General features: G+C 73.6%; 14 protein-coding genes. 13 read left to right on the top strand and 1 reads right to left on the bottom strand.

From position 1 onward, the window contains the following. The first annotated feature begins 4 nt into the window (after window positions 1-4). From ACZ66Z_RS13210 to ACZ66Z_RS13190, 5 genes are all read left to right on the top strand, one after another. Window positions 5-868 (top strand): type II secretion system F family protein, encoded by an 864-nt coding sequence (locus ACZ66Z_RS13210; protein WP_469934263.1) that lies wholly within the window; start codon window positions 5-7, stop codon window positions 866-868. Between the two features lie 41 nt (window positions 869-909). Further along, window positions 910-1,656, top strand: a complete 747-nt coding sequence (locus ACZ66Z_RS13205; protein WP_469934061.1) for a type II secretion system F family protein — start codon at window positions 910-912, stop codon at window positions 1,654-1,656. A 65-nt stretch (window positions 1,657-1,721) separates the two neighbouring features. Next, the gene (locus tag ACZ66Z_RS13200) at window positions 1,722-1,985 is read left to right on the top strand and encodes a DUF4244 domain-containing protein (RefSeq protein WP_469934060.1); all 264 of its coding nucleotides are present in this window, start codon (window positions 1,722-1,724) and stop codon (window positions 1,983-1,985) included. Next, window positions 1,972-2,328: a TadE family type IV pilus minor pilin gene (locus tag ACZ66Z_RS13195; protein ID WP_469934059.1), complete on the top strand. Its 357-nt coding sequence runs from the start codon at window positions 1,972-1,974 to the stop codon at window positions 2,326-2,328. Before ACZ66Z_RS13200 ends, ACZ66Z_RS13195 begins: the two co-directional genes overlap by 14 nt. Before the next feature lie 164 nt (window positions 2,329-2,492). Beyond that, complete coding sequence (locus ACZ66Z_RS13190) at window positions 2,493-2,813, top strand: Rv3654c family TadE-like protein (RefSeq protein ID WP_469934058.1); 321 nt, start codon at window positions 2,493-2,495, stop codon at window positions 2,811-2,813. On the opposite strand, the gene ACZ66Z_RS13185 is transcribed toward ACZ66Z_RS13190, so the two are convergent. After that, on the bottom strand, window positions 2,767-5,232 hold the full coding sequence (locus ACZ66Z_RS13185; RefSeq protein WP_469934057.1) for a DEAD/DEAH box helicase: 2,466 nt from the start codon (window positions 5,230-5,232) through the stop codon (window positions 2,767-2,769). The two genes, ACZ66Z_RS13190 and ACZ66Z_RS13185, sit on opposite strands and share 47 nt — an antisense overlap. Before the next feature lie 80 nt (window positions 5,233-5,312). On the opposite strand from ACZ66Z_RS13185, the gene ACZ66Z_RS13180 reads away from it, so the two are divergent. The 8 genes from ACZ66Z_RS13180 to ACZ66Z_RS13145 all read left to right on the top strand — a co-directional run bounded on the left by ACZ66Z_RS13180 (window position 5,313) and on the right by ACZ66Z_RS13145 (window position 14,237). After that, complete coding sequence (locus tag ACZ66Z_RS13180) at window positions 5,313-5,666, top strand: STAS domain-containing protein (RefSeq protein WP_015034520.1); 354 nt, start codon at window positions 5,313-5,315, stop codon at window positions 5,664-5,666. Window positions 5,667-5,681: 15 nt separating this feature from the next. Continuing rightward, on the top strand, window positions 5,682-6,140 hold the full coding sequence (locus ACZ66Z_RS13175) for an ATP-binding protein (protein WP_469934056.1): 459 nt from the start codon (window positions 5,682-5,684) through the stop codon (window positions 6,138-6,140). Window positions 6,141-6,419: 279 nt separating this feature from the next. Next, complete coding sequence (locus ACZ66Z_RS13170; protein ID WP_469934055.1) at window positions 6,420-8,738, top strand: sodium-translocating pyrophosphatase; 2,319 nt, start codon at window positions 6,420-6,422, stop codon at window positions 8,736-8,738. Window positions 8,739-8,931: 193 nt separating this feature from the next. Beyond that, complete coding sequence (locus ACZ66Z_RS13165) at window positions 8,932-9,660, top strand: small secreted protein (protein ID WP_469934054.1); 729 nt, start codon at window positions 8,932-8,934, stop codon at window positions 9,658-9,660. 97 nt (window positions 9,661-9,757) lie between these two features. Continuing rightward, window positions 9,758-11,323 (top strand): DUF7059 domain-containing protein, encoded by a 1,566-nt coding sequence (locus ACZ66Z_RS13160; RefSeq protein WP_469934053.1) that lies wholly within the window; start codon window positions 9,758-9,760, stop codon window positions 11,321-11,323. Then, window positions 11,320-12,324, top strand: coding sequence for an ArsR/SmtB family transcription factor (locus ACZ66Z_RS13155; RefSeq protein WP_469934052.1), 1,005 nt, complete (start codon window positions 11,320-11,322; stop codon window positions 12,322-12,324). Before ACZ66Z_RS13160 ends, ACZ66Z_RS13155 begins: the two co-directional genes overlap by 4 nt. Window positions 12,325-12,426: 102 nt before the next feature. Further along, the gene (locus tag ACZ66Z_RS13150; protein ID WP_469934051.1) at window positions 12,427-13,467 is read left to right on the top strand and encodes an ABC transporter ATP-binding protein; all 1,041 of its coding nucleotides are present in this window, start codon (window positions 12,427-12,429) and stop codon (window positions 13,465-13,467) included. Continuing rightward, complete coding sequence (locus ACZ66Z_RS13145) at window positions 13,464-14,237, top strand: ABC transporter permease (RefSeq protein WP_469934050.1); 774 nt, start codon at window positions 13,464-13,466, stop codon at window positions 14,235-14,237. Before ACZ66Z_RS13150 ends, ACZ66Z_RS13145 begins: the two co-directional genes overlap by 4 nt.

Here is a 14,237-nt window from a genome sequence, read left to right as displayed (position 1 = left end):
AATGATGACGGTACGGGGCGCGGCGCACGGAACGGCGGCGCTCTGCGCGGTACTCGCCCTGTGGTGGACGGCCGAGCGGCGGCGTGGTGCGGGCCGGATGCGGGCGGTGCTCGTGGGCGGGGTCTCCGGCGGGCGTGGCGGCCGGGAATGGCCGGAGGTGGCCACGAAGTGGTGGACCGCCCTGCGAAGGCGGCGCGCGTGGCTGTGTCTGCCGGTGGCGGGAGTCCTCGCCCTCCTCGGCGAGTCACCGCTGCCGCTGGTGGTGGGGGTGCTCGCGGTGCCCCTGGTGGGGCGCCGGCTGCGAGCCGCGGGACGAGGGAGGGAACGTGAGGCACGGGCCGAGCGGGTGGTGGCCCTGTGCGGGGCTGTCGTCGGTGAGTTGAGGGCCGGATGGCAGCCCGCGCAGGCGCTGTCCTTCGCAGCACGGGAGACGGGCGCGCTCGGCGCCGGAGAGGCGTCGGTGCTGGCGGCGGCCCGGTTCGGCGGGGACGTGCCGGAGGCGCTGCGGCGGGCGGCCCGGCAGGACGGCGCCGACGGGCTCGCGGGCATGGCGGCCTGCTGGCAGGTGGCCGTGGACGGAGGCGCTGGCCTGGCCGCCGGGCTCGACCGGCTGGAGGCCGCTCTGCGGGACCACCGTGAGCAGCGCGACCGTCTGCGGGCCGAACTGGCCGGTGCCTGGGCCACGGTGACGGTCCTCGCCCTCCTCCCGGCTGCCGGGCTCGCCCTCGGCGCCGCCCTGGGTGCCGACCCGTTGCGGGTGCTGCTGCACACACCGGCCGGTCTGGGCTGTCTGGCCGTGGGCGGGGTGCTGGAGGCGGCCGGACTGTGGTGGGCCGCGCGGATCGTCCGGGGAGGGGAGCGGACGTGATCGGGGAAGCGGTTCACCACGTGCCGGACGGTGTTCGAGCGGTGGGCCTCCCGCTCCTGGCCGCGGTCCTGTGCGCGCAGGGGGTCGTCGAGGTGCTGCGTGGACTGCGGGCGCGCCGGACGCGGCGGCGGGCGGGGTCCCTCTTCGTGGGCCGGGAACCGCGCCCCCGGAAGGTCCGGGGCGGGCTGCCGCCGTGGATGCGGCTCTGGCTGGCGCCCCTCGTGGGCGTCGGTGTCGGCTGGGCGCTGTTCGGCGGGGCCGGCGGCCTGTGCGCCGGGGCCCTGGTGGCCGCAGGGGCGAGGTGGAGGGCGGGACGGCGGGCCTTGCCGCCGTCGGCCGACGAGGAGGAGGCGGCACGTCATCTTCCGCTCGCCGCAGATCTGTTGGCGGCCTGTGCCGCCTCCGGAGCCGGACCGGGTGAGGCGGCGGAGGCGGTGGGCCGGTCGCTGGGCGGCCCGCTCGGCGAGCGACTGACCCGCACGGCCGCCGAACTGCGGCTCGGCGGCGAACCCGCCGAGGTGTGGGGGAGGTTCGGCGCGATACCGGGCGCCGAAGGGCTGGCCCGCTGCATGGAGAGGGCCGGTTCCTCGGGGGCACCGACGGCGGAGGCCGTCGCCCGGCACGCGGCCGCCCTGCGCGCCACCCGCTCCCGCGCGGCGGCGGTCCGGGCACGCAGAGCACAGGTGCTGATCAGCGCGCCCGTGGGGCTCTGCTTCCTGCCCGCCTTCCTGGCGGTGGGCGTGGCTCCGGTGGTGATCGGCCTCGCGACGGGACTGCTGGACGGATGAACGCGACAACACGACGAGACACGGCACGGCGAGACACGGCACGAGAGATGACGAGGAACGACGACATGACAGATCACGGCGAGGCACGGCAGGACGAGACGGGGCGGGACGAGGAGGTCGGTGTGGCGTTCGAGGGGCGACTGCGCGGCTGGTGGCGGGCACGGCGGACGGCAGCGAGCCGTGACGGAGGGATGACCACGTCCGAGTACGCGGTGGGGACGATCGCCGCGGCGGCGTTCGCCGCCGTGCTCTACAAGATCGTGACCAGTGGTGCGGTCTCGGGGGCGCTGGAGTCGGTGATCGGGAAGGCACTCGATGCGCCGTTCTGACCGGGGGTTCGTGACCGTGGAGGCGGCGATGGTCCTGCCCGTCCTCGCGCTGTTCACGGTGACGCTGCTCTGGGCGCTGGCCGCGGCCGCCGCGCAGATCCGGTGTGTGGACGCGGCGAGGGCGGGGGCGAGGGCGGCGGCTCGTTCGGAGCCGGTGAACTCCGCCGAGGAGACTGCCCGTGCCGCCGCGCCCGAGGGCGCCCGGGTGTCGGTGGCGAGGGAGGGCGAGCTGTGGCGGGTGACGGTGGAGGCGGCGGCCCCGGGTCCCCGGGGCATAGGGGTCACCCTGAGAGCCGACGCGGCGGCCCTCGCGGAGGACACGGTGGGCGGAGGAGCCCCATGACGCCCGTCCGGCGCCGTGGCGCCCCCGTGAGTGTCCGTCCGGGGCGCGGGGGCGGGAGCTGGGGCGCGGGCCCGTCGGGGTGGTGCTCAGGGCGGGGCGCGGGGCCGGTGGGCCGGCGGTCCGGCCGGGGCGCGGGTCCGTCGGGGGACCGTGGGGCGGCGACCGTGTGGGCCGCGTTCGCGGCGTGTGCCCTGTGCGTGGTGTTCGGGGCGGTGCTCGCGCTCGGGCAGGCGGTGGCGGCCAGGCACCGGGCCGGCGGGGTCGCCGACCTGGCCGCCCTGGCCGCCGCCGACCGGGCCCTGTGGGGCGAGGCCGAGGCGTGCGCCACCGCCTCGCGGGTGGCCGCCGCGCAGGGCGTCGAGCTGGCACGGTGCGCCGTGCGGGGCGGGGTCGCGGACGTGACCGCCCGGGTCGTGCGCGGCCCGTACCGGCCGGAGGTCAGGTCGAGGGCGGGTCCTCCGGGGCCGCCCTCAGGAGTTCCGTGAGGAGGCGGACGGCACCGCGCTTGTGGAGGGGATCGTTGCCGTTGCCGCACTTCGGGGACTGGATGCAGGAGGGGCAGCCCGCCTCGCACTCGCAGGAGGCGATGGCCTCCCGGGTGGCCGTCAGCCAGGCGCGGGCGGTGCGGAAGGCGCGCTCGGCGAAGCCCGCGCCGCCCGGGTGTCCGTCGTACACGAAGACGGTGGGCAGCAGGGTGTCGGGATGGAGCGGTACGGAGACGCCGCCGATGTCCCAGCGGTCGCAGGTGGCGAAGAGCGGCAGCATGCCGATGGAGGCGTGCTCGGCGGCGTGCAGGGCGCCACCGAGGATCTCCGGGTTGATCCGGGCGGCGTCGAGCTGGTCCTCGGTGACCGTCCACCACACGGCCCGGGTGCGCAGGGTGCGGGGCGGCAGGTCGAGCTTGGTCTCACCGAGCACCTCGCCGGTGATCAGACGGCGTCGGAGGAAGGAGACGACCTGGTTGGTGACCTCGACGGAGCCGTAGCAGAGGCGGCCGGCTCCCCAGGGGATCTCGGTGTCGGTTTCGAGGACGGTGATGGAGGTGGTGTCGCGGGCGGTGGTGGAGTACGGGGGGACGGCCTCCTCGACGAGGGCCACGGAGTCCTTGAGGTCGAGCTCCCGCACCAGATAGGTGCGGCCCTGGTGGAGGTGGACGGCGCCCTCGTGGACGGCGGCGTGGGAGGCGGCCTCGTCGACGGTGCCGAGGAGGCGGCCGGTGCCGGCCTCCACGATCCGGACGGGGCTGCCGCCGCCGCCCCGGATGTCGGTGAGGTCGGCTGCCCGCTCGCGGCGGGTCCAGTACCAGCCGGTGGAGCGGCGGCGCAGCAGCCCGGCCCCTTCCAGCTGGGGCAGCAGGTCGGGCACGGCCGGGCCGAAGAGGGCCAGGTCCGGCTCGGTCAGCGGGAGCTCCGCGGCGGCGGCGCACAGATGGGGGGCGAGGACGTAGGGGTTGTCGGGGTCCAGGACGGTCGTCTCGACCGGCTGCTCGAAGATCGCCTCCGGGTGGTGGACGAGGAAGGTGTCCAGCGGATCGTCCCGGGCGATCATGATCGCGAGGGCTCCCTCGCCGGCGCGGCCGGCGCGGCCCGCCTGCTGCCACAGGGAGGCCCGGGTGCCCGGGTAGCCGGCGATCAGGACGGCGTCCAGGCCGGAGACGTCCACGCCCAGCTCCAGGGCGGTCGTGGCGGCCAGGCCGAGGAGCTCGCCGGAGTGCAGGGCCCGCTCCAGGGCGCGGCGCTCCTCGGGCAGATAACCGCCCCGGTAGGCGGCGACGCGGCGGGCGAGCGCGTGATCGGTCTCGGCCAGCCGTTCCTGGGCGATCACGGAGATCAGCTCGGCGCCGCGCCGGGAGCGGACGAAGGCGACCGAGCGGACGCCCTGCCTGGTCAGGTCGGTCAGCAGGTCCGCGGTCTCGGCGGTGGCGGTGCGGCGTACGGGCGCGCCGCGCTCGCCGTGCAGCTCGGTCAGCGGCGGTTCCCAGAGGGCGAAGACCAGCTCGCCGCGCGGGGAGGCGTCGTCGGAGACCTCGGTGACCGGCAGGCCGGTGAGGCGGCCGGCGGCCCGGGCCGGTTCGGCGGAGGTGGCCGAGGCGAGGAGGAAGACGGGCTCGGAGCCGTACCGGGCGCAGACGCGGCGCAGGCGGCGCAGCACCTGGGCGACGTGGGAGCCGAAGACGCCCCGGTAGGTGTGGCACTCGTCGATCACGACATAGCGCAGGGAGCGCAGGAAGGAGGACCACCTGGGGTGGGAGGGGAGTATGCCCCGGTGCAGCATGTCGGGGTTGGTCAGCACGTAGTTCGCGTACTGCCGCACCCATTCGCGCTCCTCGAACGGCGTGTCGCCGTCGTAGACGGCGGGGCGGATCCGGTTGCCGAGCGGGGCGGCCAGTTCCCGTACGGCGCGTCGCTGGTCGGCTGCGAGGGCCTTGGTGGGCGCGAGGTAGAGGGCGGTGGCGCCGCGGCCGTTCGGGGCCTCCGCACCGTCCAGGAGGGCGCTGAGGACCGGGGTGAGGTAGGCGAGCGACTTGCCCGAGGCGGTGCCCGTGGCGATCACCACGGACTCGCCGTCCAGGGCGTGCTCGGCGGCCTCCGCCTGGTGGGCCCAGGGGTGCTCGATTCCGGCCTCCTGGATCGCCGCGATCACTTCCGGGCGGATGCGGTGCGGCCAGACGGCATGACGGCCCTCCCGGGCGGGCATGTGCTCCGTATGAGTGATGCGCGCGGCCCGGCTCTCGCCCGAGGAGAGCCGGTCGAGAACCATGCCGGGAGAGGGGCGACTGCCCGTTTCCCCGGCCGGACGACGGGGGCGGTGATTCTTGGCCATCGGCACCGAGTGTGTCACTGCCATGACGGACAATGCCCCCAAGGCGTCGTGCATGGTTGCCGGTAAGTGATTGAATGCCATCGCGGCTGGCGTTCCGTTCCTCGGCTCCGCCCCGGAGGCCCGAGAGGACGTTCGCCCGATAGCAAGGTGCTGGAGGATCCGTGGACCTGTCCCTGTCGACTCGCAATGTGTCCGGCGCTGGTGGTGACCGTACGGTCGTCGAGGTCGGTGGCGAGATTGATGTGTATACCGCGCCCAAGCTGCGCGAGCAGTTGGTCGAGTTGGTGAACGACGGCAGCTACCACCTGGTTGTCGACATGGAGGGCGTGGACTTCCTCGACTCCACCGGCCTCGGTGTGCTCGTCGGCGGCCTGAAGCGCGTTCGCGCGCACGAGGGCTCGCTGCGCCTGGTCTGCAACCAGGAGCGCATTCTGAAGATTTTCCGGATCACGGGTCTCACCAAGGTGTTCCCGATCCACACCTCGGTCGACGAGGCCGTCAACGCCGTCGACTGAGCCCAGGGGGTTCGCATGGCCACCGTTGAACTCCGCTTCAGCGCTCAACCGGAGCACGTCCGTACGGCCCGCCTGGTGGCGGCCGCGGTCGCGCGCCGGGCGGGCGTGGACGATGCGGTCCTCGACGAGGTGCGTCTCGCCGTGGGTGAGGCCTGTTCCCGTGCGGTCGGGCTGCATCGCAGCAACGACGTCACGACCCCCATCCGGGTCGTCCTGATCGAGGAGGAGAAGACGTTCTCCATCGAAGTGGGCGACGAGGTGCCGGGCGCGGGGGTGGCGGCGGCCGACGCGGTCGGTGTCCCCGGTGCGCGGGCCGCGGCCCCCGCCGAGGACTTCGACGACGCCGACGGTGAGGACGAGATGGGACTCGCGGTGATCCGCGGGCTCGTCGACGACGTCGAGGTGAGCGCCGGCGAGGACGGCGGCACCATCCGGATGACGTGGCCGGCGAGCTCGGCGAACGTCCTGTCCTGACCCGGGCACGCCGGGACCCGCCCGACCCGAACGCGGAGTGGGACCTGACCCGGACACGGGCCGGGACCTGACCGAACACGGAGTGGGACCTGACCCGGACACGGGGCGGGGTCCCGCCCCGTACACGTGCACGAGAGAGAGGCCCTGCGGCGCAGGGCCTCTCTCTCGTGTCGGGCTCTCTTGTGCCGACGGTTTTCCGGTTCCTCCGCGCCCGGTGTCCTCGCCCACGAATTGGTGCATCCCGGTATGTCCCGGGTTGTCTCCCTATGATCCGTCCCCATGTACCCCACAACGCTCGCCGCGGCGGTGCTCACGAGCGGGAACCGGACGATCGTGGTCGTCGTCGCGGCCATCGCCCTCGCCGCACTGATCGTCGCGCGGATCCTCGTCCGCCAGGTGCTCGCGGCGGGTGAGGGCACCGAGAGGATGAAGGAGATCGCCGCCGCCGTGCAGGAGGGCGCCAACGCCTACCTCGCGCGGCAGCTGCGGACCCTCGCCGTCTTCGCGGCCGTCGTGTTCTTCCTGCTGATGCTGCTGCCGGCCGACAATTGGTCACAGCGTGCGGGACGTTCCCTGTTCTTCCTGGTCGGGGCGCTCTTCTCGGCGGCCACCGGCTATCTCGGCATGCGGCTCGCCGTACGGGCCAACGTGCGGGTCGCCGCCGCGGCCAGAGAGGCCACCCCGGCGCCGGGCGAACCCCGGAGGGACCCGAGCGAGGTCGCGCACCGGTCCATGCGGATCGCGTTCCGCACGGGCGGGGTCGTCGGCATGTGCACGGTCGGCCTCGGGCTGCTCGGGGCCGCCTGCGTCGTCCTCGTCTACGCCGCCGACGCGCCCAAGGTCCTGGAGGGATTCGGGCTCGGCGCCGCGCTCATCGCCATGTTCATGCGGGTGGGCGGCGGGATCTTCACCAAGGCCGCCGACGTCGGCGCCGACCTCGTCGGCAAGGTCGAGCAGGGCATCCCCGAGGACGACCCGCGCAACGCCGCCACCATCGCCGACAACGTGGGCGACAACGTCGGCGACTGCGCCGGCATGGCGGCCGACCTCTTCGAGTCGTACGCCGTGACCCTGGTCGCCGCGCTCATCCTCGGCAAGGCGGCCTTCGGCGACCACGGCCTCGCGTTCCCCCTGATGGTGCCGGCGATCGGCGTGGTGACCGCCGTGGTCGGCATCCTCACGGTCGCCCCGCGGCGCGCCGACCGCGGCGGGATGAGCGCGATCAACCGCGGATTCCTGGTCTCGGCGGTCATCTCGCTGGTGTGCGTCGCCGTCGCCGCCTTCGTCTACCTGCCGTCCTCGTACGCCGAGCTCGAAGGCGTCACCGAACCGGGCATCCACGACCACGGCGGCGATCCGCGGGTCCTCGCCCTGGTCGCGGTCGCCCTCGGCATCGTCCTCGCCGCGCTCATCCAGCAGCTCACCGGCTACTTCACCGAGACGAACCGGCGGCCGGTCAGGGACATCGGCAAGTCCTCCCTCACCGGCCCGGCGACCGTCGTCCTCGCGGGCGTGGCGCTCGGCATGGAGTCCGCCGTCTACACGGCCCTGCTGATCGGGCTCACCGTCTACGGGGCGTTCCTGCTCGGCGGTGCCTCGATCATGCTGGCGCTGTTCGCGGTGGCCCTCGCCGGGACGGGGCTGCTCACCACCGTCGGGGTGATCGTCGCCATGGACACCTTCGGGCCGGTCGCCGACAACGCCCAGGGCATCGCGGAGATGTCCGGAGACGTCACGGGGGCGGGCGCGCAGGTCCTCACGGACCTGGACGCCGTCGGCAACACCACGAAGGCCATCACCAAGGGCATCGCCATCGCCACCGCCGTCCTGGCGGCCGCGGCGCTCTTCGGCTCGTACCGCGACGCCATCGCGACCTCGGTCGCCGACGTCGGGGAGTTCGGCGCGAGGGCCGACGCGGTGACGCTGTCGATGGACATCTCGCAGCCCAACAACCTCTTCGGCCTGATCCTCGGCGCGGCGGTCGTCTTCCTCTTCTCGGGACTCGCGATCAACGCGGTGTCGCGTTCGGCCGGTTCGGTCGTCTACGAGGTGCGACGGCAGTTCCGCGAGCACCCCGGGATCATGGACTTCACCGAGAAGCCGGAATACGGGCGGGTCGTCGACATCTGCACCAAGGACGCGCTGCGCGAACTCGCCACGCCCGGGCTGCTCGCCGTGATGGCCCCGATCGCGGTCGGTTTCGCGCTCGGGGTCGGCGCGCTCGGCGCGTACCTCGCCGGGGCGATCGGGGCGGGCGCGCTGATGGCAGTCTTCCTCGCCAACTCCGGTGGCGCCTGGGACAACGCGAAGAAGCTGGTCGAGGACGGGAACCACGGCGGCAAGGGCAGCGAGGCGCACGAGGCGACCGTCATCGGGGACACGGTCGGCGACCCGTTCAAGGACACGGCGGGTCCGGCGATCAACCCGCTCCTGAAGGTGATGAACCTGGTCGCGCTGTTGATCGCCCCGGCGGTCGTGCGGTTCAGCTACGGCGGCGACGCGAGCGCCGGGCTGCGGGCGGCGGTCGCGGTGGTCGCGCTCCTCGTCGTGATCGGCGCGGTCCGGGCCTCCAAGAGACGCTCGGTGGCGATGTCCTGACGCCAAGTCCGTGCGCGACTCCCGCGCGAGTCAGTGGCGTCCGTCTCATTACCGGGGGTTTCCGGGAGGGGCAGGAGCACTGTCTCTTGGGTCAAAAGACTGCAATATGGGACGAACCAGTCGTACGAAAAGTGGAAGTAGTCCGTTCGGCGTGTATGTTCCGGGGCCGAGAGCCTTGGAAGGGACCGATCCGTTGAACAAGAAGCTTGCGGCCGCACTGTCCGGCGGCGCGGTACTGGTGCTCGCGCTGGCCGGTTGCAGCGACGACGAGGGCGACAAGGTGGGCGACTGGGCGAAGACGTTCTGCGACCAGGCCAAGCCCCAGATCCAGAAGAGGGCCGACGCCCACCAGATCATCATCTCGACCGCCGCCGACAGCAAGCCGGCCGAGATCCAGGCCGCCGACTCGAAGGCGTTCCAGGACATCGCGAACGCCGACCGGGCCCTCGCCAAGGCCGTCGAGGCCGCCGGAGCCCCGCCCGTCGAGAACGGCGAGAAGGTCCAGAAGGACGCGATCAAGGAACTCAACGACACCGCGGTGGCCTACGAGGGGCTCAAGAAGCAGGTCGACGCGCTGGACCCGACGAACCAGCAGAAGTTCGCGGACGGCCTCCAGGGCGTCGCCGACGGCCTGACCAAGATCGAGAAGATGGACCAGAACGCCCTCTCCAAGCTGGAGGACGGCGAGCTGGGCCAGGCGATGGCCAAGCAGCCCGGCTGCCAGAAGCCCACGGCCTCGGTCCCGCCGAAGGCCTCCGCCTCCCCGAACGCCGGCGCCACCTCGGACCCCGGCGCCACCTCGGACCCCGGCGCCACCTCGGACCCGGACTCCGACTCCGACTCCGACTCCGGCTCCGCGAAGCCGGCCAAGAAGACGTCCGCCAAGCCGATCAAGAAGTCCACGGTCGGCAAGGTCCAGTAGGAGAACCAGGGGCCGATCGGCCCGGCGTCCGCGGCGATCGGCCGCACGCCGCCGGGTCGGCCGCCCGGATGTCGGTGGCGGCCGTCACAATGGAGCGGTGAGTACGACCAGCCTGCCTCCCCGCCTCCCGGTGCCCGCGCACGCCGCCTGTCTGCGCGAGGCGCTGCTCGCCGCCGACTTCACCGCCGACGGACTGCTCGACCTGCTCGGCGCCCCGGCCTACGCGGCGCTCGCCCGCAGCGAGACCGTGCCCGCCCTGCGCGCCACCCGCGGCGACTCCCCGCTGGAGACCCTCGTCCGGCTCTTCCTGCTCCAGGAGCCCGTCCCGGCCGACCGGGCCGCCGCCGCGCTCCCGCTGGAGGAGGCCCTCGCCGACGGCTGGGTGGTCCGCGAGGACGGCACCGTGCTCGCCACGGTCGACGTCCGGCCGTACGGCGGACCGGACGGCGAGGACTGGTTCATCGTCTCCGACCTGGGCTGCGCCGTCGGCGGCGCCGGAGGCAGCGGGAAGAACGGCCGCCAGGCGGACGCGGCCGTCGTCCTCGGCGTCGGCGGCGCCTCCACCACCCTCGCCGGCATCACGGTCCGTACGCCGGTCTCCTCCGCGCTCGACCTCGGCACCGGCTCCGGCATCCAGGCACTGCACGCCGCCCAGCACGCCACCCTGGTCACCGCCACCGACCTCAACCCGCGCGCCCTGGACTTCACCCGGCTCACCCTCGCCCTCTCCGGGGCCCGGGAGGCCGAGCTGCGGGTCGGCTCGCTCTTCGAGCCCGTCGACGGCGACACGTACGACCTGATCGTCTCCAACCCCCCGTTCGTGATCTCCCCCGGCACCGGACTCACCTACCGGGACGGCGGGATGAGCGGCGACGACCTGTGCCGCACGCTCGTGCAGCAGGCCGGGGAGCGGCTCAACGACGGCGGATACGCCCAGTTCCTCGCCAACTGGCAGCACGTCGAGGGCGAGGAGTGGCAGGAGCGGCTGCGGTCCTGGGTGCCGCGCGGCTGCGACGCCTGGATCGTGCAGCGCGAGGTCCAGGACGTCACCCAGTACACGGAGCTGTGGCTGCGCGACAGCGGCGACCACCGCGGTGACCCGGACGCCTATCGGGCGGCGTACGACCGCTGGCTCGACGAGTTCGAGGCGGCCAAGACCCGCGCGGTCGGCTTCGGCTGGATCACGATCCGGCGCAACGGGGCCGTGGCCTCCGGCGCGGTCGAGCCCTCGATCGTCGTCGAGGAGTGGCCGCACCCCGTCGAACAGCCCCTCGGGCCCGCCGTCCACGCCCACTTCGAGCGCCAGGACTACCTGCGCGCCCACGACGACGCGGCGCTCCTCGCCGACCGGTTCACGCTCGCGCCCGAGGTGGTGCAGGAGCAGGTCGGGCTGCCGGGCGCCGAGGACCCGGAGCACGTGGTGCTCCGGCAGAACCGCGGCATGCGCCGGGCCACCAAGGTCGACCACGTCGGCGCCGGATTCGCCGGCGTGTGCGACGGCACGCTCAGCGCCGGCCGCATCCTCGACGCGATCGGACAGCTGATGGGCGAGGACCCCGTCATGCTGCGGGACCGCACCCCGCAGGCGATCCGGCTGCTCGTCGAGGAGGGCTTCCTGATCCCCGACTCCCTGCTGCCCGGGACCGAAGGGAGCGGTGCTTGATACGGATCGAGCTGGACGAGGCCTCGCTCGGGGCGACCCGGATCGCGATCAGCCCGTTGCGCGACGCGTTCTGCTCGATGCACCTCGCACAGCCCCACCGGCACCCCTCCTGGCCCTACCAGGAGTGGGTCGGACAGGCGCGCGAGGTGTGGCGCGGGGACGACCGGCTCCGCCCGCTGCGGGACCTGTTCGTCAGGGAACGGCACGAGGTCTCCGACTTCCTGCTGCCCCCGCCCTTCGGCACGGTCCACGTCCACGACGAGCTCGCCGCGCTGCGGGCCACCGACCCGGAGTCCGTCCGCGCCCAGGCGGCCGTCTGCTACCCCGGCATGGCCGACGCGCCCTTCCTGCAGCCCTATCTGAAGGACCCGGAGGCCGCCTGCGCGGCGCTCGCCGACGCGTACGCCGCCTACTGGGAGGGGGCGATCGAGCCGTACTGGCCGACGATGCGCCGGCTCGTCGAGGACGAAGTTCTCGTCCGGGCCAGGACGTTCGCGACGGAGGGGGTCGACGCGCTGTTCGCCGGCCTGGAGACACGGGCCCGCTGGCAGCCGCCCGTACTCGAACTGACCAAGCACATCGACGCGGACTACGCGCCCGGCGAGCGGCGCCTCGTCCTCGTGCCGCTGGTCTTCGCGGAGGGCTGCCGCCTCTACTCCACCGACGACCCCGAGGTCTTCGCGCTCAGCTTCCAGGCCCGGGGCGCCGCCGCCCTGCGCGAACCGGCGGAGCCCGTCGCCGAGGACCGGCTCGGGCTGATGCTCGGCCGGGGCCGGGCGGCGGTCCTGCGCGAACTGGGCGCGCCCCTGACCACGGCCGGGCTCGCCGACCGGCTCGGTCTCGCCCCCAGCACGGTCTCCGAACACCTGTCGGTGCTCGCGGAGGCCGGCGTCGTGACCCGCCACCGCGTCGGGCGCTCGGTGTACTACCAGCTGACGGACACGGGCCGTTCACTGCTCGCGCTGCTCGCCGGAGAGGACGTCCTCACCGCCGTGGCCTGACGATTCGGGCACGCGAACCGACGATTCGAGACCGTGGCCTGAGGATTCGGGGCCTTCCGAATCGATGGCCCGGCCCTCTCGCCGGCCCCTACCGTCCGGCGCATGCTCGCAATCGAGGCGGACGCGCTGCGCCGCACCTACACCAGCAGAACCGGATGGCCGAGGTCTCGGCGGACCGAGACCGAGGCCGTGCGCGGAGTCACCTTCGAGGTGGCGCCGGGCGAGCTGTTCGGCCTGCTCGGGCCCAACGGCGCCGGCAAGACCACCACCGTCAAGATGCTCAACACCCTGCTCCTGCCGACCTCCGGCACGGCCCGGGTGTTCGGCCACGACGTGGCCCGCGACCCCGTCGCCGTACGCCGCAGGATCGGGTACGTCTTCGGCGGCGACCGAGGCCTGTACGACCGGCTCTCCGCCCTCGACAACCTCCGCTACTTCGCCGAGCTGTACGGCGTCCCGGCGCGCGAACAGAAGCGGCGCATCGCCGAACTCCTCGATCTCGTCGGCCTGGTGGGCCGGGAGAAGGAACACGTCGAGGGGTACTCGCGCGGCATGCGCCAGCGCCTCCACATCGCCCGTGGGCTGCTCCACCACCCCGACGTCCTCTTCCTCGACGAACCGTCCATCGGAGTCGACCCCGTCGCCGCCCGCGACCTGCGCCGCACGGTCGCCGACCTGGCCGCCGTCGGCACCACCGTCCTCCTCACCACCCACTACATGGCCGAGGCCGACGAGCTCTGCGACCGGATCGCCGTCATCGCGGGCGGCCGCATCCGTGCCCTCGGCACCCCCGGCAGCCTCAAGTCCCTCGTACGGGAACGGAACGTGCTGGAGATCGAGGCGTACGGCGTGGACGAGGAACGGCTCGACCGGGTACGGCGCGTGCCCGGCGTGCGGGGGGTGGCGGCCGAGGACCGGGGCGCCCTGCAGACGGTCACCGTGCAGACCGGACGCGGCGCCTCAGACCTGCACGGACCCGTCCTCGCCGCCCTCGACGGCGTACGGATCGGCCGGGTCACGAACCGCGAACCGTCCCTTGAGGACGCCTACATCGCGATCGTGGAAGGGACGGCCGGCCCGGGAACCGAATCCGAGGAGGAGGCGGCCGGTCTCGGGGCCGAGACCGAGGAGGCGTCCGTATGAGGCGCCTCCCCCGGCTGCTCCTCGTCGGGGTGCGCACCCACGTCTCGTACATGTCGCGCTCCCCGATCGAGATCACCTTCGCCGTCCTCGTCCCGCTCGTCCACGCCACCCTCGCCGTCCACCTGTTCCGCGCCGCCGGCGACCCGGACCGGCTGCTCACCGCCTCCGTGGGAGCCGGACTCATGGGCATCTGGGGCTCGGTCCTCTTCGGCTCGGGCGGCGCGGTGCAGAACCAGCGCTGGCTCGGCACCCTGGAGATCCTGGTCGTCGCGCCCGCGCCGCTCGCGCTCGTGCTCCTCCCCATCACCCTCGCGACCGCCGTCATCGGCACCTACGCGATGGGCGCGACCGTCCTGTGGGGCGTGCTGTTCTTCGACGTGCCGCTCGACTTCGCGCACCCGCTGCTCTTCCTCGTCGCCGTCCCGGTGTGCGTCCTCGCCCTCGGCATGACGGGGCTGTTGCTCGCCGCCGCCTTCGTCCTGCTCCGCAACGCCAACGCCCTCGCCAACCCGCTCGACACCCCCGTCTGGCTGCTGTCCGGGCTGCTCGTGCCCGTCACCGTGCTGCCCGCCTGGACCCGCCCGATCTCCTGGGCGCTGCCCACGACCTGGGGCGCGCGGGCCGTGCACGCGGCGACCTCCGGCGGGGACGTGCTCACGCCGATGCTCACCGCCGCCGCGCTCGGCGCCGGACACGCCCTCGCCGCCGTCCTCGTCCTCGGGCGCGTGGAACGCCGGGCCCGCGCCGCCGCCACCCTCGCCCTCGCCTGA

The organism is Streptomyces sp. NPDC107498 (genome assembly GCF_055582805.1).
This window is presented reverse-complemented; position numbering and strand designations above follow the sequence as displayed.

Bases quoted from the DNA above. Each gene is read 5' to 3' on its own strand.
- ACZ66Z_RS13150 (WP_469934051.1), top strand. From the start codon at position 12,427: ATGCTCGCAATCGAGGCGGACGCGCTGCGCCGCACCTACACCAGCAGA.
- ACZ66Z_RS13210 (WP_469934263.1), top strand. From the start codon at position 5: ATGACGGTACGGGGCGCGGCGCACGGAACGGCGGCGCTCTGCGCGGTA.
- ACZ66Z_RS13195 (WP_469934059.1), top strand. From the start codon at position 1,972: ATGCGCCGTTCTGACCGGGGGTTCGTGACCGTGGAGGCGGCGATGGTC.
- ACZ66Z_RS13185 (WP_469934057.1), bottom strand. From the start codon at position 5,232: ATGGCATTCAATCACTTACCGGCAACCATGCACGACGCCTTGGGGGCA.
- ACZ66Z_RS13170 (WP_469934055.1), top strand. From the start codon at position 6,420: ATGTACCCCACAACGCTCGCCGCGGCGGTGCTCACGAGCGGGAACCGG.
- ACZ66Z_RS13200 (WP_469934060.1), top strand. From the start codon at position 1,722: ATGACAGATCACGGCGAGGCACGGCAGGACGAGACGGGGCGGGACGAG.
- ACZ66Z_RS13175 (WP_469934056.1), top strand. From the start codon at position 5,682: ATGGCCACCGTTGAACTCCGCTTCAGCGCTCAACCGGAGCACGTCCGT.
- ACZ66Z_RS13145 (WP_469934050.1), top strand. From the start codon at position 13,464: ATGAGGCGCCTCCCCCGGCTGCTCCTCGTCGGGGTGCGCACCCACGTC.